20 protein-coding genes are annotated in these 19,135 nt (G+C 68.5%); 6 read left to right on the forward strand and 14 right to left on the reverse strand.

Annotated elements, in window-relative coordinates; all coding sequences use genetic code 11:
• Positions 1-50: 50 nt before the first annotated feature.
• Entirely contained in the window at positions 51-1,724 is a 1,674-nt protein-coding gene (locus MRBLWS13_RS04130) for an ATPase, T2SS/T4P/T4SS family (RefSeq protein ID WP_349427772.1), read from the forward strand.
• Between the two features lie 245 nt (positions 1,725-1,969).
• Here the strand turns inward: MRBLWS13_RS04130 and MRBLWS13_RS04135 are convergent, their stop codons facing one another.
• From MRBLWS13_RS04135 to MRBLWS13_RS04180, 10 genes are all read right to left on the reverse strand, one after another.
• Complete coding sequence (locus MRBLWS13_RS04135) at positions 1,970-3,205, reverse strand: type II secretion system F family protein (RefSeq protein ID WP_349427773.1); 1,236 nt, start codon at positions 3,203-3,205, stop codon at positions 1,970-1,972.
• 1 nt (position 3,206) lies between these two features.
• On the reverse strand, positions 3,207-4,532 hold the full coding sequence (locus MRBLWS13_RS04140) for a type IV pilus twitching motility protein PilT (RefSeq protein WP_349427774.1): 1,326 nt from the start codon (positions 4,530-4,532) through the stop codon (positions 3,207-3,209).
• 5 nt (positions 4,533-4,537) lie between these two features.
• Positions 4,538-5,254: a hypothetical protein gene (locus tag MRBLWS13_RS04145; RefSeq protein WP_349427775.1), complete on the reverse strand. Its 717-nt coding sequence runs from the start codon at positions 5,252-5,254 to the stop codon at positions 4,538-4,540.
• On the reverse strand, positions 5,254-5,901 hold the full coding sequence (locus MRBLWS13_RS04150; protein WP_349427776.1) for a hypothetical protein: 648 nt from the start codon (positions 5,899-5,901) through the stop codon (positions 5,254-5,256). Before MRBLWS13_RS04150 ends, MRBLWS13_RS04145 begins: the two co-directional genes overlap by 1 nt.
• Positions 5,898-6,926, reverse strand: coding sequence for a pilus assembly protein PilM (pilM, locus tag MRBLWS13_RS04155; RefSeq protein ID WP_349427777.1), 1,029 nt, complete (start codon positions 6,924-6,926; stop codon positions 5,898-5,900). The genes MRBLWS13_RS04150 and pilM overlap by 4 nt, the downstream gene beginning before the upstream one ends.
• Positions 6,927-6,954: 28 nt before the next feature.
• Entirely contained in the window at positions 6,955-7,839 is an 885-nt protein-coding gene (locus MRBLWS13_RS04160) for a prepilin peptidase (protein ID WP_349427778.1), read from the reverse strand.
• Positions 7,840-7,842: 3 nt separating this feature from the next.
• Positions 7,843-9,456: a hypothetical protein gene (locus MRBLWS13_RS04165; protein WP_349427779.1), complete on the reverse strand. Its 1,614-nt coding sequence runs from the start codon at positions 9,454-9,456 to the stop codon at positions 7,843-7,845.
• A complete protein-coding gene (locus MRBLWS13_RS04170; protein ID WP_349427780.1) occupies positions 9,447-9,980 on the reverse strand; it encodes a hypothetical protein in 534 nt (177 codons plus the stop codon). Before MRBLWS13_RS04170 ends, MRBLWS13_RS04165 begins: the two co-directional genes overlap by 10 nt.
• Positions 9,977-10,357: a prepilin-type N-terminal cleavage/methylation domain-containing protein gene (locus MRBLWS13_RS04175; RefSeq protein WP_349427781.1), complete on the reverse strand. Its 381-nt coding sequence runs from the start codon at positions 10,355-10,357 to the stop codon at positions 9,977-9,979. The genes MRBLWS13_RS04170 and MRBLWS13_RS04175 overlap by 4 nt, the downstream gene beginning before the upstream one ends.
• Positions 10,358-10,449: 92 nt before the next feature.
• Positions 10,450-10,890: a type II secretion system protein gene (locus MRBLWS13_RS04180; RefSeq protein WP_349427782.1), complete on the reverse strand. Its 441-nt coding sequence runs from the start codon at positions 10,888-10,890 to the stop codon at positions 10,450-10,452.
• A gap of 307 nt (positions 10,891-11,197) precedes the next feature.
• On the opposite strand from MRBLWS13_RS04180, the gene MRBLWS13_RS04185 reads away from it, so the two are divergent.
• Positions 11,198-11,467, forward strand: a complete 270-nt coding sequence (locus MRBLWS13_RS04185) for a hypothetical protein (RefSeq protein ID WP_349427783.1) — start codon at positions 11,198-11,200, stop codon at positions 11,465-11,467.
• Entirely contained in the window at positions 11,442-12,827 is a 1,386-nt protein-coding gene (locus tag MRBLWS13_RS04190) for a DUF222 domain-containing protein (protein ID WP_349427784.1), read from the forward strand. Before MRBLWS13_RS04185 ends, MRBLWS13_RS04190 begins: the two co-directional genes overlap by 26 nt.
• Positions 12,828-12,957: 130 nt before the next feature.
• On the opposite strand, the gene MRBLWS13_RS04195 is transcribed toward MRBLWS13_RS04190, so the two are convergent.
• The 3 genes from MRBLWS13_RS04195 to MRBLWS13_RS04205 all read right to left on the reverse strand — a co-directional run bounded on the left by MRBLWS13_RS04195 (position 12,958) and on the right by MRBLWS13_RS04205 (position 14,856).
• Positions 12,958-13,662 carry a hypothetical protein gene (locus MRBLWS13_RS04195; RefSeq protein ID WP_349427785.1) on the reverse strand — a complete coding sequence of 235 codons (705 nt, stop codon included), beginning with the start codon at positions 13,660-13,662 and terminating at the stop codon, positions 12,958-12,960.
• A 432-nt stretch (positions 13,663-14,094) separates the two neighbouring features.
• Positions 14,095-14,394 (reverse strand): DUF1905 domain-containing protein, encoded by a 300-nt coding sequence (locus MRBLWS13_RS04200; RefSeq protein ID WP_349427786.1) that lies wholly within the window; start codon positions 14,392-14,394, stop codon positions 14,095-14,097.
• Positions 14,395-14,427: 33 nt separating this feature from the next.
• Positions 14,428-14,856 carry an SRPBCC domain-containing protein gene (locus tag MRBLWS13_RS04205; protein WP_349427787.1) on the reverse strand — a complete coding sequence of 143 codons (429 nt, stop codon included), beginning with the start codon at positions 14,854-14,856 and terminating at the stop codon, positions 14,428-14,430.
• A 41-nt stretch (positions 14,857-14,897) separates the two neighbouring features.
• Between MRBLWS13_RS04205 and MRBLWS13_RS04210 the strand changes: the two genes are divergently transcribed.
• Positions 14,898-15,329 carry a DUF1294 domain-containing protein gene (locus MRBLWS13_RS04210; protein ID WP_349427788.1) on the forward strand — a complete coding sequence of 144 codons (432 nt, stop codon included), beginning with the start codon at positions 14,898-14,900 and terminating at the stop codon, positions 15,327-15,329.
• A gap of 223 nt (positions 15,330-15,552) precedes the next feature.
• Here the strand turns inward: MRBLWS13_RS04210 and MRBLWS13_RS04215 are convergent, their stop codons facing one another.
• Complete coding sequence (locus MRBLWS13_RS04215; protein WP_349427789.1) at positions 15,553-16,350, reverse strand: glycosyltransferase family A protein; 798 nt, start codon at positions 16,348-16,350, stop codon at positions 15,553-15,555.
• A gap of 50 nt (positions 16,351-16,400) precedes the next feature.
• On the opposite strand from MRBLWS13_RS04215, the gene MRBLWS13_RS04220 reads away from it, so the two are divergent.
• Entirely contained in the window at positions 16,401-16,988 is a 588-nt protein-coding gene (locus tag MRBLWS13_RS04220) for a GNAT family N-acetyltransferase (protein WP_349427790.1), read from the forward strand.
• A 119-nt stretch (positions 16,989-17,107) separates the two neighbouring features.
• On the forward strand, positions 17,108-19,039 hold the full coding sequence (locus MRBLWS13_RS04225; RefSeq protein WP_349427791.1) for a glycosyl hydrolase family 28-related protein: 1,932 nt from the start codon (positions 17,108-17,110) through the stop codon (positions 19,037-19,039).
• Positions 19,040-19,135 lie beyond the last annotated feature (96 nt).

The raw sequence follows: 19,135 nt of genomic DNA on the forward strand, positions 1-19,135 counted from the left end.
CAGGCTTGACGCGGGCCACATAGTATGTCCATGGGGATTGGGGAATTGCCGTGAGAGGTCTTGCACAGACGCTCGTGCTCACCGGAGCCGTACGAGCCGCCGACATGTCAGCCGCCATCGCGCAGGCGGGGGGCGCCGACGGGCCCGAGCTGCAGCGATTACTGGTGAGCTCGAAGCTCGTGACCGAGGGGCAGGTCGCCGAGGCCATCGCCTTGCATACCGGCCATCGGTACGTCGACCTCGCGAGCATGCCGCTCGACCCGAATGTGGTCGCGCTCGTGCCGGGCAACCTGTGCCGCAAGTACGGCCTCATCCCGGTAGACCTCCGTGGCGAACGTCTGACCGTGGGCGTGCTCGACCCGACCGACATCGTCGCGCTCGACGACGTCGCGAGCATCACCGACCTCTTCGTCGAGCCGGTCGTCGTGGCCGAAGACGCGCTGACGCAGATGTTCGAGCGGTTCCTCCGCTCCGACGAAGAGCTCAGCGAGCTGTCGATGACGATCGAGGAGTCCAGCGAGTCGAACCAGGCCGCGTTCACCGAGACGCTCGAGGAGCAGGACAACGACGCCCCGATCGTCCGTTTCGTCAATCTGCTGATCGCGCAGGCCATCAACGACCGTGCCAGCGACATCCACGTCGAGCCCGGCGAGAAGCAGCTCACGGTGCGGTTCCGCATCGACGGCGTGCTCCACGAGATGCAGAAGGCCGACCGCGCCATTCAGGACGGCATCATCTCGCGTCTGAAGATCATGTCGTCGATCGACATCGCCGAGAAGCGCAAGCCGCAGGACGGCCGCCTGTCGGTCACGCACGAGAACCGCTCGGTCGACCTGCGTGTGGCGACGCTGCCCACGGTGTGGGGCGAGAAGATCGTGATGCGCATCCTCGACAACACCGGCCAGGTCATGACGATGCGCGACCTGCTGTTCTCGAGCACGAACGAGAAGCGGTTCCGCGAGGCGATCACGAAGCCGCACGGCATGATCCTCGCGACCGGGCCGACCGGTTCGGGCAAGTCGACCAGTCTGTACACCGCGCTGCGCGCCATCGCGAACCCCAAGATCAACGTCATCACTGTCGAAGACCCGGTGGAGTACCGCATCGCCGGCATCAACCAGGTGCAGGTGAACAACCGTGCCGGCCTGACGTTCTCGACCGCGCTGCGGTCGATCCTCCGTTCCGACCCCGACGTCGTGCTCGTCGGTGAGATCCGCGACTTCGAGACCGCGAACATCTCCATCGAGGCGGCGCTCACCGGCCACCTCGTGCTGTCGACGCTGCACACCAACGACGCGCCGTCCGCGCTGACCCGCCTGACCGAGATCGGCTGCGAGCCGTTCCTCGTCGCCACGGCGCTGTCGGCCGTGATCGCGCAGCGCCTCTCACGCCGGCTCTGCATGCGCTGCCGTGAGCCGCTCGTCGAGACGAGCGAGGTGCTCACGTCGCTGGGCTTCCCGCACGACCCCGGCGATCTGCCGCAGCTGTACCGGGCAGCCGGGTGCCCCGCCTGCTCGAACACCGGCTACCGCGGCCGCGTCGCGCTCCACGAGATCATGACGCTCAGCGACGAGATCGAGACGCTCGTCGTGACCCGCGCGACCGGCAGCGAGATCCGCCAGGTCGCGCTGCAGCAGGGCATGATCTCGCTGCGCGAGGACGGCTGGTCGAAGGTCGCGCAGGGCCTGACGACGATCGAAGAGGTCCTCCGCGTCACCGTGTGACGCGCCCGCCGGCTCCCGGCGCATCCGAGCGGCTCGACGCGTTTCGTCTCGGTCGCTGGCGCTCCCTCGCTCAACGACCGGCACCTCTGCTCAGACGCTGAGCCCGTCGAAGCACGCCACCGCTCCGACCCCCGGTCGCTGAGCGCCCCCACCCCGGTCGTTGAGCGAGCGAGGAACGAGCGAGACGAAACGCCCCACCACCCGGTCGCTGAGCGAGCGAGGAACGAGCGAGACGAGACGCGTGCCTACTGCTGTGCGAGCTCCCCGTAGAGCGTGAAGATCGGCAGGTAGAGCGAGATCACCATGCCGCCGATCACGATGCCGAGACCGACGATGAGGATCGGCTCGATGGTCGACGACAACTGGGCAGTCGCCGTCTCGACCTCGTCCTCGTAGAAGTCGGCGATCGACGAGAGCATGTCGACGAGCGTGCCCGACTCCTCGCCGACCGAGACCATCTGCGGCACCATCGCCGGGAAGACCTCGGCCTTCGCGAGCGGTGCGGCGAACGAGCGTCCCTGACGGATCGACTCCTGCACGTCGCGCACGGCCTCTTCGATCTTCCAGTTGTTCGACGCCTGGCCGACGATCGAGAGCGCCTGGATGATCGGAACGCCCGCGTTCAGCATCATGGACAGGTTGCGTGCGAATCGGGCGACCGCGATCTTGGTGGTCAACTTGCCGAAGACGGGCATCTTCAGCTTGATCGGGTCGACGACTTTCCGGTACTGCAGCGTGTGGCGATTGGTGCGCCACCAGATCACCGCGACGATCACGACGAGCACGATGGCGGGAATCATCCACCACATGTTGTTCGAGATCGTGACGAGGATCTGCGTCGGCAGCGGCAGCGAGCTGCCCAGCCCCTTGAACATGCCCTCGAAGATCGGCACGACGAACGTCACCATGACGAGCACGCCGACGATCGCGATGAAGAGCACGATCGCGGGGTACGTGATGGCCGCGCGGATCTTGTTCTGCAGCTCGGCGTCGCGCTGGTAGTTGTCGGCGATCGACGTCAGGGCGCTGCCCAAGAAGCCGCCGGCCTCGCCCACCTTCACGATGCTGAGCATGAGCGGCGGGAAGGTCTGCGGATGCCGCGCGAGCGCCGCCGAGAACGACGAGCCTGACTCGACATCGGCTTGCACCTGCACGAGGGCGGGCTGCAGGCGCTTGTCGTCGGTCTGCTCGATGAGGATCGCGAGCGTCCGCATCAGCGGCAGGCCGGCGTTGATGAGACCGGCCATCTGTCGCGAGAACACCGCGAGGGTGCGCGCCGAGACGGTCTTGGTGGCTCCCGGCAGCTTGATGTCGCGGTTCAGCCCGGTGTTGGACTTGAGCGTGACCTCGAGGGGCGTGAGCCCCTGGGCCTTCAGCTTGCCGGTGACGGCGGACTCGCTCGCCGCCTCGATCGTGCCCTTGACGACCGATCCGCCGCGCGGATCGACGGCGCGGTAGACGAACTCCTGTACGACGGCCATGTCAGGCCCCCTTCTCGGGCGCAGGCAGGCCGAGCTCGGCCCACGAGTCGGCGTCGTTCAGATACGTGTCGTCGGCAGCGCCCCACTCGACGTCGCGTGCGGTCGGGTCGACCCGGCCGCCCACCGTGGGCGAGCCGAAGCGCGAGCCCATGCCGATGCCGGTTCCCGCTGCGGCATTCGCGGGGACGGATGCCGCGGCATCCGCCTGCCGCCATTCGCCGGCGTGGTGCGCCCACTCCTCGGCGTCGAGGTCGCGCGGCTTGACGTAGACGCCGTCGAGGCTCTTCGGGTCGACCGCGAAGTCCATCGCGACGTTGCGGGCGATCGTGCCGTCGGCGACGAGGCGGCGAAGATCCTGATCGAGCGTGTGCATGCCGATCTCGGAGCCCGCCTGCATCGCCGAGTAGATCTGCGCGACCTGACCCTCGCGGATCATGTTGGCCACCGCAGGCGTGTTGATGAGCACCTCGGTTGCGATCGTGCGGCCGTTCACCTGCGCGAGCGGCAGCAGCGTCTGGCTGATGATGCCCTGCAGCGTGTCGCCCAGCTGCGTGCGGATCTGATGCTGCTGGTCGGCGGGGAACACGTCGATGATGCGGTTGATGCTCTTCGCGGCGCCCTGCGTGTGCAGCGTCGACAGCACCAGGTGTCCGGTCTCGGCCGCTGACAGGGCCGTCGAGATGGACTCGGGGTCGCGCAGCTCGCCGATGAGGATCACGTCGGGGTCCTGGCGAAGCACGCGCCGGAGCGCTTCGGCGAACGAGTTGGTGTCGCGTCCGACCTCGCGCTGGTGGATGAGCGCGCGCTTGGACTGGTGATGGAACTCGATCGGGTCCTCGATCGTGATGATGTGCGCCGCCACCAGCTGGTTGACGATGTCGACCATGGCCGTGAGGGTGGTCGACTTGCCCGATCCGGTCGGCCCGGTCAGCAGCACGAGCCCGCGGGGGCGCAGCGCGAGGTCGCGCGCGATCGGCGGAGCACCGAGCTCTTCGAGGGTGTACACACGGTCGGGGATGTAGCGCAGCGCGATCGCGATCGACCCGAGCTGCCGGTACACGTTCGTGCGGAAGCGACCGATGCCCGCTGTCGCGTGGGCCAGGTCGACCTCGCCGTGCTCCAGGAACTCCCGCTTCTGCCCCTCGCTCATGAGGGCGAACGCGGTGCGCTCGACCCACTCGTCCGACAGCACCTCGGGGTACCCGGGCACCGGCACCAGGTCGCCGTCCACGCGCAGCAGGGGCGGCGCGCCGGCAGTGATGTGCACATCGGAGGCCCGGTAGCGCGCGCCGCGCACCAGGAGCGTCTCGAAGTCCAGCTCGTCCATGGCCGTCATCCTTCCGCGTCCATGAAGGTCAGCGCGGTGATCTGCACGTCGAACGTGCCCTCACCGCTCTGCGTCGTGGTCGCCGTGATGCTGTTGAGCAGGCGCGGGCCCGCGCGCAGCGCGTCGAGGAACGCGGTCGCCTGCGCCATGTCGGTCGCGCTGGCGCTGATCACGAAGTCGACCTGCTGGCGTCCCGCCGCGGCGGCGATGCCTCCGCCGGCGGCGGCATCCGTCGTCGCCCCGGCGGTGGTGCCGGCGGCGGCATCCGTCGTCGTTCCGGTGGTGGTGTCGGCGGCGCCCTCGGTCGCCGCCGGCGTCGGCTCGGGTGCCGGCGCCGGAGCGACCGCGGCGGCGTCACCGTCGATGACGCCGGTGCGTGTCGTGAAGAGCACCTGCTCTCCGGCGGTGACGGAGGTGAGGGAGACTCCGGATGCCTCGGCCGCGCGTCCGACGACCTCGAAGACGTCGTCGAGTTGCGCGGTGGCGGGGATCTGCGAACGGAGCCCGGAGACCTCCGCGTTGATCTGCTCGAGGTTCTCCTCCTCGGCGGTGAGATGGTCGACCTGGGCCTGATAGATCGCGTTGGTGTTCGCGACGGTGGCGGTCTGCCCGTCGACGCCGACCGCCTGGAAGTACAGCGGCAGGGCGACCAGGAACACGCCGAGCGCGATGACGCCGAGCGAGACGATGAGTCCGAGCGCGGTGACGAGGTGCTTGGGCATCACTCGCTCCCTTCTTCGGCCGCGTACTGATTGGAGTAAACGGTCTGGTCGAACTCGACGTCGAGCAGGTACGCGTAGCGCCCCTCCGACACCTGGCTCGACGTGACGGACTGGCCGTCGGCGTACAGCACGCCCTCGACACCGCGCAGCGACCGGATGATCGCGACGATGTCGAGCGGTGTCGGGCTGTCGATCGTGACCGTCCCGACGACACCCTGCTCGGCGGTCGGGTCGTCGCCCTGCGCCGCGCCGCCGGCGGCGAAGTCGAAGGCGGTGAGAGCGGTCTCGGCGGGCAGGATGCCGGAGATCTTGGCGATCACCGGCGTCCAGGCGAGGTCGGCGGCCATGGCCTCGGTGCGGTAGTCGGTGAGCTCGGCCTCGGTCGCGAGCGCCTGGCTCACTTCCGAGAGCGACGAGATCTCGACGAGGAGCGCGTTGGTCTCGGCCTGCTCCGCGGCGAGGCGCTGGTCGGCGAAGAACTTGAACGCGAAGGCGCCGGCGATGATGAGGAGTGCGACGACGATGGCGCCGAGCACGACCCACACCCAGAGGCGCACGAGCTTGTCACGTTCGCGACGCACGACCTCACTGCGCGGCATCAGGTTGACGCGGGGCACTCCCGCGAACGGGGCCGGGATGGCGGTCATCGGCCGGCCTCCCCGAGTGCGATACCGATGGTGCCGACGAGGTTGAGCGAGACGTCGCCGGCGGGCGGCGGAGTCACGATCGAGACGACGTCGCCGGCCGACACGATGGTCATGGGCGTGTCGATGGCGGCGGTGAGTGCCGCCATCACGCCTTCGACCGCCGCGCCGGCACCCGTGACGAAGAGGCGCGTCAGCGGCGCGGCGCTCGGCCGGCTGCCGAAGAAGGCCAGCGTGCTGCGGACGCGTGCGGCGAGGTCGGATGCTCCCGGCGGAGTCGCCGCGCGCATCGCACCGCGCGTGCGGCCGGCGGCGACGGCGGAGCCGAGGCCGTTCCCGCCGGCGGCGGCGAGCTCGAGTTCCGGCTCGGCGATCTCCGCGCTGTGCCGGCGAACCGCTGCGGTCGCGACGTCGATGGGCAGGAGTCGTACGAAGAGCGGCACGCCGCCGCGCGAGATCACGACCTGCGTGGTGTGGTCGCCGATGCCGACGGTCGCCACGGTCTCGTCCGGCGCCGCCAGTGCGGCGGTCGCGCGGGCGAGTCCGAAGGCCGCCAGGTCGACTGCCTGCGCGCGCACCTTGACCTTCGACAGGGTCGAGATGATCTGCTCGATGCTGTCCGACACGGCCGCCACCAGCAGACCCGACACCTGGTCGCCGTTCTGGGCGAGCGGGAAGAAGTCCAGCACCGCCTGACTCGCGGGCACCGGCAGCAGGTCCTGCACCTGGTAGGGCAGGGCCTCGCGCAGCAGGTCGGGCCGCATCGCCTGGGTCGTGTACTCGCGCACCAGGATGCGGCGGCTGGCGACGCCGAGCACGGCATCCTTGCTCTTGAACTTCGCGCCGGTCCACAGCTGCCGGAGTGCGACGGCGACGGCGCCCGGGTCGAGCACCTCCGAGTCCTTCGCAGCGTCGGGCGGCAGCGGCACTTCGCCGTATGCGATGAGCTGGGGTCTGCGACCGAGTGAGAGCTCCGCAGCGCGCACGCTCTCTTCGGTCACCTCCAGCCCCACGATCGTCTTCGCCATGTTCTTCCCTTCCCCAAGTCCGTCGGGCTTACGCGCCGACGAAGAGATTCACGTACCACCGTCCGACGGCTTCGCCGGCGAACACTCCCGTCCAGGCGCCGAGGATCATCCACGGGCCGAACGGGATGGCGGTCTTGCGCCCGGCACGCCGGAGCAGCAGCAGTGCGATGCCGAACAGTCCCCCACAGAGGAATGCGGCGAACGCGCCCACGGCCAGGGCTCCCCAGCCCAGCCAGCCGAGGTAGATGCCGATGACTCCGGCGAGCTTGACGTCGCCCCCGCCCATCCCGCCGCGTCGCACCGACCGCAGCAGGAAGTAGAACACGTACAGCACGACCATGCCGATCGCGGCTCGCAGCAACAGTTCCCAGTCGCCCGTGAGCCAGGCCGAGACGGTGAACAGGATGCCGGCCACCAGGTAGCTCGGCAGCACGATGCTGTTCGGCAGGCGGTGGGTGTCGAGGTCGATGAGCGTCAGCACGATCGAGACCGCCGCGAAGTAGAGGAACGCGACGATGACGAGCACGGCAGCCCACACGTCAGTGGGTCGGACCACGCCGTCCCACGCCGGTGAGGCGAGGTAGGTCAGCAGCGTCGACCCGAGGAGTCCCTCGTAGACCGCCAGCCCCCACCAGGTGACGAGCGCGAACGCGATGCCCGTCACCGCTTCGACGATCGGGTAGCGCGCCGAGATCGGCGCCTTGCAGTTCGCGCACTTCCCCCGCAGAGCGATCCACGATACGACCGGGATGTTCTGCCACGGTCGGATCGGCGCATCGCAGTGCGGGCACCGGCTCTCGCGCATCAGCGAGATGTGCGCCGGCACGCGGTACGCGACGACGTTGAGGAACGACCCGATGAGGAGGCCGAAGAGTCCTGCAACGACGACGAGGAAGATGGTGAATTCGGTCATCGGCTAGCGCTCTGTCTGATAAGCGCGGTTGTCGAGTCGCGTCACCGTGTTCGTCGGGTCGAAGATGCCACCGCTGCCCTTGACGCCGCAGCTGAGCTTGCCGATCTGGGGCTTCCATTCCATGGGCGTGCACGTGAAGGTGCCGCCGTTGAGGTGGATGCCGAGATTGCCCATGTAGAGCTGTCCGGTCATTGTGAGCGCCATGGAGTTGGTGATGCCGCACGCGCTGTAGACCATGGTGCGCACACCGATCGTGGAAGTCGCGGTGAATTTGTCGGAGCCCGTGGTGCAGGTGGGCTTGCTGTCACTGCCGTTCGCGTCCGCGTGAACGATGAACAGCTGCGGGTCACCTGCCGCCTTCGTGATCGTGCCCGTCAAGTCGAGATTCATCCCCTTCGTAGCGGGAACATACAGGATCGCATCGCGCGCGAGCGCGAAGTTCCCGGGCGCGACAGTGATCTCGTTCGGACTGGCGCCGCCCGTGCAACTGGTCATGTCGATGAAGGCGCGGGTTCCGGGCACCGTCAGCACGGTCTGCAGCTCGGCGGCCGAGCACAATCCGGTGTAAACGGTCGAGTCGGTACTCCACGGCACGGTGTTGGTGAGTTCGATCCAGGCCGTCGCTGCGAACACCTGATCCAGCGTCGGGGTGACCGTCGGCACCGTCTGATTCTCCAGTACCGGCACGGCCGTGCCGTCGAGTCGCTTCCAGTCAGCGGGTTTATGATCGGTCACCGTTGCTGCAGTCTTGAACGAGCCGTTCACGCTCCCCGAGCCGTTCTTCGTCGAGATCGTGCCCTTCGCGTAGACGTCGCCGCCGATCTTGATGTCATTGGCTGTCAGGAGAATCGATCCGTCCAACGAGACGAGATCGCCGCCGACGGTCAGCTTGTGGTTCTTGGTGTCGATCAGCCCGCGGGTGTAGACGCTTCCGGTGATCACGCAGTCCTTCGTGATCGACAGGCCACCTTTCAGCACCCACAGGTCACCTTGGATCGAGACGCCGTCCGCGTTGTTGCAGGTGTAGTCGCCGTCGTCCCGAATCACCAGGTCGCCCTGGTAGGTCGACTTCGTGGCGGTGAACTCGCCTTCGAAGAAGGCGAGCGTCCCCGCAGGCTGAGTCGCCGGGCCGTGGTACCACGGGTAGACCGAGTCGATGGTGGTCTGCGCGTCATCGGTACCGGTCCCCGTGGACCGGATGACCACCCACTTCGTCGTGGGTATCGGGCAGGTTGCGGTCACACCCGCCGCGTCCCATGCGTCGGGCCTGTCGGCGGCTTCTGAGGATCGGACCGAGTAGGTGTACGTCGGCGCGGCACCGGCGGTCGAGTTCGCCGACATGGTCACGGCACCGCAGTTGAGTCCGGTCGAGGTGATCGCCGACGTCAGCGAATCCACAGCTACATCGCGGCCCGACTCGGCGGCGATGAACGCCTGCGTGCGGTCCTTGTTGTCGACGTTCGCGCCGATCGTGAACACCACAGACGCGGCGATGGTCGCCGCGATGATGAAGCCGACGAACATCACGACCACCACGGTCACCAGCACGGCGCCTGCGTCGTCGGGGCGTGCATCCGTGCGCTGTTGAGTCCTGCGCAGCCGATCGATCACCAGCATCCGTCGCTCCCTGCTTCTTGGATCGACCGGGGCGCAATGTCGGCCGAGAACGTGACCGGCGCTGCGTCGGTCGTGATCTTGAACGTGTAGGTCAGCGAGTTCGCTGTCGTGCGGACGAAGTAGGGCGTTGTGCCCTCCTTCGTGATACCTGTCTGCCAGGTCGGCCACGCGGTGTTGGGGGACGACAGCGTGCCGGAATCGGTGGTGAACTGAGCCCCCGGATCGGTGATGCGGAAGGCCTGGCATTTGAGATCACCCGTGAGCGAGGTGCTCACCCGCAGAACCGTGCCACTTTCGGTGACGTCGAAGAACAGAGCGTTGCGCATCGCCCGCTCGATCGTCGAAGAGACGAGCTGCCCGCGGTTGGTCGCCTGGGTCACGCTGGTCACCTGTTCCTGCGTGCGCCACGAGTTGACGAAGATCGTTGCGATCGCGATGATGACGATTCCGCTCACGACGATGGCGACGATGAGCTCGATCAGGCCGAGTCCGTCGTCGTCGGTCGTGCGTGTGCGAGGTGTCATGGGACGTAGATGAGTGCAGTGCTCGTTGCGAGGGTGCGTCCCTCGCCCACGATGTTGATGGTCAATGTGGCTGTCGCGCCGGGGGCGCACCCGGTCACGGAGCTCGTGGACGCGGAAAGAGATACCCCACGTCCGTCGGTCACGGCAGGCCGTGCTGCGATCGAACCGAGGTAGGCGCAGGTCGGCGTTGCTCGCGCGTCGTCAACGATGGAGTTCATGTAGCGCGTCGCGGTCGCTGTGGACGCCTGCTGCGACGACAGCATGATCCCCTGCCAAAGCGCAGGCAGAATCGCCACCGCGACGATGCCCAGCAGGAACATCGCGATGATCACTTCGACGAGGCTGAACCCCGCAGCATCAGTGCTACGACCCCTCATCCGCACACCTCCCCAAGTGGCAGAGTCCCTCACTATCATCGTGCTGCGAAAGGCCGGGGGTCTCTGCCCCGGCCCTTCGCGCCCGGCGTCGCTTAGCCGCCAGCCGGCGGAGTAGTAGCGACGTCTGCAGGAGCCGAGTAGCATCCCGGGGCGGTACCGGCGCTTGCCTCACGCCCGTAGCCCGTGGCCTTCACGCAAACCGCGCTCACATCGGTCGTGGAACCGGTGCTTGCAGTAGCGATTCCTTCCGCTCCGCCGGCGCCGCCGGACTGTGCTGCCGCCGTGATCTCGTCCGAAGTTGCGTCCGCAGCGATCGCCGCCGCCACCGCCGTAGCGCCGTTTGCGGCAGCTGCTTCGAGGGCACGATTCTCTGCCTCAGTCTGGATGCTCGCAAAGATCGGGATCGCTACTGCAACCAGGATCCCCAGGATCACGACGACGATGATGAGCTCGATGAGCGAGAAGCCCTCTTCGCCTTCTTCTTCACGGCGACGGTTCGCCGCCTCAACATAGTTCTTGATAGTTGCACGCATGGCGCAGTGTCTCCCCAGTGTGTGAATTGATTGGTCAGCTCTGACCGCCGGCACAGCAAGTACCGGTTCACATGTAACCCCAGTAACGAACTCCCAGACTCTGTCAGAGCTGGGTTCGAGACACGCGCCCAAACGCGGGTCCCCTCCCGCCGTCGACGGTGTCAGACTCGGCCGCGCAAGTCAACGCGAGCGCATGCAGTGTTGCCTCAGGACTTCCTCAAGACGCTTCACCACATCTCCGGGCGCGATGCCGGCGGTGCGGCAATATCTGTGGCACCTCGGCCCGCTGTCTGCGGCCGGGAATCTCATGACGATCGCCGCGCTCCTGCTTCCAACCGTCGGCGCCGTCATCGCCGTGCAGCGCCCGACACGCAAGCGCGAGGCCCGTGTACGGGCTGGTCTACACGCCGGTCACGATCGCGTGGATGATCATGAAAGTCGGGGCATCAGTCGCGGCCCGGAGGTGCGCAACGATCACCGGGACGCGACATATCGAGACCACAATCTCGAAGATCTTTTCGATTCTTTATCATTCCTGGTATCCTTCATATATGGATATTTCAGCGAACGCCGTTGATGATCTGGAGTGGCGAGCTGACTATGCCGACGACTGGTTCTGGGTGCCTGACGACCCTGATGATCCGGCGCTGAGGTCCCCCGATGTCGCCGTCGCGGCGCTCTACTCGAGTGGCGAGGCCCACACCGCGGCGGTCACCGCGCTCGAGGGCCTGAGTGTTCGTGCCCGCGTGCTCATCGCCGACGAGTACGCCGCCATCGCGATGATTCTGACGGATGCCGCGGCCTGCCCTGACCCCTGGGTCGGAGCCGATCCGACCCACGACCCCGACTGGCGTGACCCGCAGGGTCGCTCGGTCGCTGCGGTGCGCGCGGAACGCCGCAACATCGCCGTGCGGGCGGCAGCGCTCGACGTTGCGACGCGGTTGGGGATGTCGGAGACGGCGGTTCGCACTCGCGCCGCACATGCCGACACGCTCCGCGAGCGATGCCCTCGGATCTGGGACGCATTTCGCGCCGGGCGCTTGCCAGCGCAGAATGCGACCGCCGCGGCCCAGCTGGCGGCCTCGCTTCCCGATGACGCCGCCGAAGCCTGGGAACGGTTCGACGAGACCCTCGAGACGGGGGCGCAGCAGCTGCCGCCCGGCAAGTTTCGGCTGCGCGCCCGCGTGGTCCGCGAGCGCGTTCACCCCGAGTCCCTCGAAGTGCGCCACCAGCGCGCGGCAAAGGATCGCAACGCGTGGTTCGAGGCCGAACACGACGGCATGGCGACGCTCACGGTGCTCGGCCCCGCCGACCGGGTGTTCGCCGTGTACGACCACGCCGACGCCCACGCGCAGCACCTCCGCGTTCAGCCGGGTGAGGAGCGCACCCTCGCGCAGCTCCGCGCCGACGCAATTCTCGACCTCATGACGACGGCGGCGCTCGCCGGATCAGACACACGTGCGCCTCGCCCGTCCGTCGCGATCACCGTGCCGGTGATGACGCTGCTCGGTCTCGACGACGAACCCGCCACCCTCGACGGGTACGGCCCTATCGACATCGAGACCGCCCGTCGGCTCGCCGGGGAGGCATCCAGCTGGGTACGGATCCTCACGCACCCGATCAACGGCACCGTCCTCGACGTCGACCGCACCACCTACCGGGTTCCGAAGGCACTGCGAAGATGGCTCGGCGTGCGCGACACGGTCTGCATCGGACCGGGCTGCAGACGCGCCGCGCGCGACTGCGACATCGATCATCGGCTCGAATGGCAACATGGCGGCGCCACGGTCGACACCAACCTCGCGCCACTCTGCGAGGGGCACCACGTACTCAAGTCGAAGAGTAAATGGACGCTCTACAGAGACGACGTGACCGGAGCAACATGGTGGGTCTCCCCCACGGCCCTCACCGTGCCCACCGAACCAGCGCCCTGGTGACACCGCCCATCCACGCCGCGCAAACCGAGCCGGATCACGCCGTCGTGCCTGGAGCACGCCGGAGCGCCTGGATCGCCGACGCGCCTGGATCACGCCGTAGCGCCCTGATCGCGCCGCAGCGCAGAATCCGTCAGGCCAGAATCGCGAGCGCCAACTCGGTCGCGACGAAGACGAGCCATGCCACCAGCACGACTGACACTGCCAAGGCGACCACGGACATGACCCGGCCCGTCCCCCGCTGCCGGGCGACGATGAGTCCGCCGATCGCGAGGAAGAACGCGCCGGCCGCGAGCGCCACGCTGACCAGGCTCACCATGCCGGCAATCGCCTGATCCCGGCTCGCGAGCCACACGACCACCGCCACGCCACCGATCGCCGCCAGCGCGATCAGCACGATCGCCGCACGAGCAGGGATGTTCGCGGGCGCGGCCTCCGGAATCGGCGGCCGCATCCCACCCACGTACGAGCTCGAGACAGGCTCGTACACGATCGGCGTGGGCATCCGATCGGCGCCCGGCGCGGTGCGGCGCGGCGCGATCTGGTCGGGAATGCCGCCTGCTCGCGGCACGCGCGCCTCGGTGGTCGTCGGTCCACCGGGCGACGGAGGCTCCGTGGCAGCAGGCGGCACGACCGGTGCGGAATCGGATGCCGCGGGCGCGGCGTCCATCGGCACCGGAGTCGCATCCCGTGCCGGCGCAGGGGCGGCCAGCGACGACGGGGCCGGCCACACCGGTGCCGAACCCGGCGCATCGACCGGCCCCACGCCGCCCGATGCTCCGACGGGAGGCACATCGTCCCCCGATGCCCCGCCCGCGGGCACCTCGTTCGCAGTCATCCCCTCGTGCGCAGGGACCGATCGCGATGCGCGGAGCTGCGCCCGACTCATCGGTGCGGCAGCATCGACGGGCGCGTCAGCCGGGGCTGCGGCATCCGATTCCGGGAGACGGAACTGGTCCGTCCAGGCAGCACCGTCCCACCACCGCAGGCGGTCGGTGCGCGACGTGTCCGCGTACCACCCGGGCGGCGGTCCCCCCTGAGACCCGTCCGACATCATGCTCCCCAGCAGAATGATTCTCGCTGCGGCCCAACTTACCGGACCGATGGGACTGCGAGTGCCATAGCTCTGCTTGTCACCTCATGTCCAGTGTGAACGCGGAACAGCGAGCACGCCACCGCTGCTACCCCGCGCCGGCCATGCCCCACCGGCGAGCATCATCAACTGAATGGCGACCACTCCCCCGACGAACACCCACGCCCGCTCACGGATTCAGCCGTCCAGCACCTCGAGTCGCACGGTCACGGGGCCGCCGTCGACGAGTTGCTCGGCATCCCTGACCGCCTTCTTCAGCGGCAGCACGTACGAACCCGAATCGGACGACGGGAAGATCGACGTCGTCCACTCGCTGCCGCCGATCCGCGCGCGCACGCGCACGGAGCCGAATCCGCGGTACGGCCGCGGGATCTCGCGGATCTCCTCGCTCAGCTCAGGCGGAACCGCCGTGAAGAACCACGACGAGTCCTCCCGTGCCGCCCAGCGGAACACATCGCTGTCGAACTCGATGATCACGCCACCGACGCTACCGCCGGCCGGGGACACGCGTCACAGGTGCTCGCCGGGAGGCCCACCGTGGCGGTCCACCAGCCTTTGCAGGCAGCTCGACCAGCCGTCGATGTGCTGATCGCGCTCCTCGCCGCTCGCGAAACCGGACTGGCGCACGATGACGCGGGTCGCGGCATCCGCTGCCGGCTCCAGCACGACCTCGACATCGGTCGCGTGCTCCTCCCCCGCCCACCGCCACGCGAGCCGCAGCGCGCGCCGCGCTTCGAACGTGAGCACCGTCGCCTCGACGCCGATGCCGGCCGGCGCCGACCGCACCTCCCAGCGACCCAACTCGCGCACCTCGACGACCGCGGTCGTCTCGAAGCGGGGCGGCCAGAACCACTCGGCGAGAAGGCCTGCGACGGTGAACTCGCGCCACACGACATCGACGGACGCCGCCACCAGCGCCTCTTCGGTGAGCTCATGCATGCTGACACCGTACGCCGGGCCTCCCCCATAGGATCAAGCGCATGTCGAACGCGCGCCCCCGGCCACCTCTCGCCACGCCGGACCGACTGGGTCGCGACCTCTCGAAGCCGCTTCCCCCGGCGCTCAGCTGGATCACGCTGCTCGTCTTCGCCGCGGCGTTCACCGTCGCGTACTTCCTGTTCGGACTCGCGTGGTGGGTGCCGGCGCTCTACGGCGCCGCGAGCCTCATCACGTTCGCCGCCTACGGGATCGACAAGTCGGCGGCCCGCCGCAGCGCAGGGCGCGTCCCGGAGCAGACGCTGCTGCTGCTCGGACTCGTCGGCGGCTGGCCCGGAGCGATCGTCGCGCAGCAGCTGTTCCGGCACAAGACGCGCAAGCGGTCGTTCCGCCGGGCGTTCTGGGGCACGGTCGGAGTGAACATCCTCGTGCTGGCGGCCGCCGTGTACGTCGTCGCCGGCACGCCTCTGTTCTGACGTCCCGCCGGTGTGCTGGCGCGCAGTGTCGCGAGAAGCGACCCGGGGCGGAGCATTCGGGTTGCTCCATCCTCGGGTCGCCGTCTCTCTCGCGTCGGAGTGGATTCGTCAACGCCGAAAACCCCTCCCACGCCGAAGGTTAAGACCGCGTCGAGCGGCGACGCTTGGGGGTTGACAAATGTGCGCCGACGGAGGTGGGGACAGCGCGCGGACGCGGACGGCGTCAGCGGCCGTATCCGGCGGCCCAGTCGTCGCCGTCGGGAACCCACTCGGCGGCTGATGCGGAACCTGCCGACGGCTGTGCGCGGCGCCACTTTGCACCCTCGGGCCAGCTCACCGCGAAGGTCGACGCGACCTTGAACACCCGGCGCGACAGGCCCGACAGGGTCTGCACCGGACGCGCCGACACCGGCATGCGCAGCTGCGGGTCGTAGCGGACGCCGTCGGACGGCCGCAGGCGGATGGTCAGGTCGAGGTCGTCGTGGATGCGGGCGTTGTCACGATCGACGTGGTCGCGCACGCGCTCCCACACCTGCGCACGCATCGCGAAGTTCGACCCGAAGACGAGCGGGATGCCGAGCCACTTCTTGATCCAGTAGTGGCCGCCGCCGATGTACCAGCGCTCGCCGAGGTAGTTCTGCAGCGGCGTCCCGCCGTAGAACTCGGCCCCGCCGGTGAGCACGCCAAGTGTCGGGTCGGACACGAATGCGCGCACCAGCCTTGCGATCCAGTCGGGATGCGGCCGCGAGTCGGCGTCGAGCCGCGCGATGATGTCGGCCTGCTCCAGCGCCTCGTCGTAGCCGCGCGCCGCGGCCGGCCAGATGCCGATCGACGACTCCTCCACGACGACCGCATCGTAGACACGCGCGACGGCGGCCGAGGCATCCGTGCTGGCGTTGTCGACGACGATCACCACGTCGGCGGGGTGTGTCTGCGCCGCGAGCGCGGCGAGGCATGCATCCAGATATGCCGCGTCGTTCCGGCACGGGATGACCACGGCGACGCGAGGGGCGAGGGGCACAAGCGCCACCCTACTCCCGCCGTGTCGGCAGGCGGCGCTAGCCTGCCGACATGAGCGGACTGCGCGTCGTGCCCGCCAACGAGGCGTCGTGGGACGACCTGCAGGCGATCCTCACGGGCGTCGCCGGGCGCTGCCAATGCCAGCGCCAGCGCCTGGGCGATCACGACTGGTGGTACATGCCCGAATCGGAACGCGCCGCGATTCTGCGCGCCGAGACCCACTGCGACGACCCGCGCGCCACCGAGACGATCGGCATCGTCGCCTATCACGACGACGAGCCCGTCGCCTGGTGTGCGGTGGACCGGCGCGGCGTCTACGGGCGGGTCCGCGGGTCGCCCGTGCCGTGGCAGGGGCGCGACGAAGACCCCGACGACGACACCGTCTGGGCGATCGCCTGCATGATCGTGCGCAAGGGCTATCGCCGCCAGGGACTCACGTACGCGCTCGTCGCCGCGGCCGCGGAACACGCCCGTTCTCGCGGCGCGGCGGCCATCGAGGGCTACCCGATGCTGACCGGCGGCGCGAGCGTCATCTGGGACGAGCTCAACGTCGGACCCGTCGGTCCGTTCCTCGCTGCCGGTTTCCGCGAGGTGTCGCATCCGACGAAGCGACGGCTCGTGATGCGCCTCGACTTCTGACGGGACGAGCAAACGCTCTCCGACATTGATGCTTGAGACCGCTCCCATGGTTGGTTACATTCCAGTAAGTAATCGGCATCCCCGCCGCGCACTCACACCCTCAACGGAGAGGACTCCCCATGCCCGCCCCCGTTCCCCGCCTCGCGGCGCCGACCGCACGCACGGCACGCGCCGCGCGCACCGCACGCACGGCACGCGCCGCGCGTATCGCGGCTGTCGCCACCGGCACCGCGCTGATCGCGAGCGCGCTGCTGGCGACGCCCGCCACCGCGGCGCCACCGCGCACGGTCGACCCGTTCCACCCCGACTTCGGGCCGAACGTGACGATCTACTCCCCCGACACGCCCGTCGCCGCCATCCGGGCCGACCTCGATGCCCTGCACGCCCAGCAGGTCGATGCCGAGATGAGCACCGAACGCCAGGCAGTCTACTTCCTGCCAGGCGAGTACGGGTCGGCAGCGGATCCGCTGCAGGTGAAGGTCGGCTACTACACCGAGATCGCAGGCCTGGGCACGTCGCCCGAGGACGTCACCGTCCACGGTGCCGTCGAGGTCTACAACCGCTGCCTCGCCGACGGCGGCACGGGCAACTGCCTCGCGCTCGTCAACTTCTGGCGCACGATCTCGAACCTGTCGATCGACATCCAGGACGCGGACCGCGGCTGCCGCACCGGCACCGACTTCTGGGCGGTGTCGCAGGCGGTCTCGATGCGACGTCTCGACATCGCGGGCGGCAACCTGTCGCTCATGGACTACTGCACCGCCGGTCCGCAGTACGCCAGCGGCGGCTTCATCGCCGATTCGCGCCTGCCCAACGTGATCAACGGCTCGCAGCAGCAGTGGCTGATCCGCAACAGCGAGGTCGCGAGCTGGTCGAACGCCGTCTGGAACCAGGTGTTCTCGGGCGTCGTGGGCGCACCCGACGACGCCGGCTTCCCGGACCCGCCGTACACGACGCTCGACACGACGCCGGTCAGCCGCGAGAAGCCGTACCTGTACGTCGACGACGACGGTCGATACAGCGTGCGGGTGCCCGCGGCGCAGCACGAGTCGAGCGGCGTCACCTGGGCAGACGGCGAGACGGCAGGGCGCAGCATCCCGATCACCGACTTCTACATCGCCACCCCGGCCGACTCGGTGAAGGACATCAACAACGCGCTCGCACGCGGCCAGCACCTGATCCTGACGCCGGGCGTGTACGACATCGCCCAGACGATCAAGGTCAAGCGCGCGAACACCGTCGTGCTCGGGCTCGGGCACGCGACCCTGACCGCGGTCGGCGGTGCGGTGCCGCTGGAGGTGAAGGATGCCGACGGCATCGTCGTCGCGGGCGTCACGATCGACGCGGGCACCGAGCTCTCGCCGGTGCTGCTGCGCGTGGGCGCCGCCGACAGCGACAAGGCGCTCGACCCGGCGAACCCGATCACGCTCAGCGACGTGTACTTCCGCGTCGGCGGGCCCCACATCGGCAAGACGACCACAGCGCTCGAGGTGAACGCCGACGACGTGCTCATCGACCACACCTGGGTGTGGCGCGGCGACCACGGCGTCGAAGGCTTCACGAACGGAGTGAACGGCGACACCGACCGGTGGCAGACCAACACCGGCACCGTCGGCGTGATCGTCAACGGCGACGATGTGACCGCGACCGGCCTGTTCGTCGAGCACTTCCAGACGTACAACACGGTCTGGAACGGCGAGAACGGCCGCGTCGTGCTGTACCAGAACGAGCTGCCGTACGACCCGCCGACGCAGGCTGACTGGACGCAGCCGAACGGCACGCTCGGCTACCCCGGGTACAAGGTCGCCGACGACGTCACCACGCACCGCCTCGACGGCGCAGGCGTGTACGTCTTCAACCAGAACAACCCGTCGATCCTGACGGCCAACGGGTTCGAGGTGCCCGGGACGCCCGGCGTGCAGCTGCACCACATCATGACGGTGAACCTGTCGGCAGGCACGGTCCAGCACGTCGTGAACGGCGTGGGCGGGCAGGCCGACAACACGAACACCGGCACGCCGCAGTTCGTGGTCGACTACCCGCTGCCGTAACCCTCTCGGTCGTTGAGCGAGCGAAGCGAGACGAAACGCGGCAAGCGCCTCTCGCAAGCCCAGGGCGTTTCGTCTCGCTCGTTCCTCGCTCGCTCA

The sequence above is a fragment of the Microbacterium sp. LWS13-1.2 genome (genome assembly GCF_040144835.1).
Taxonomy (GTDB): Bacteria; Actinomycetota; Actinomycetes; order Actinomycetales; family Microbacteriaceae; genus Microbacterium.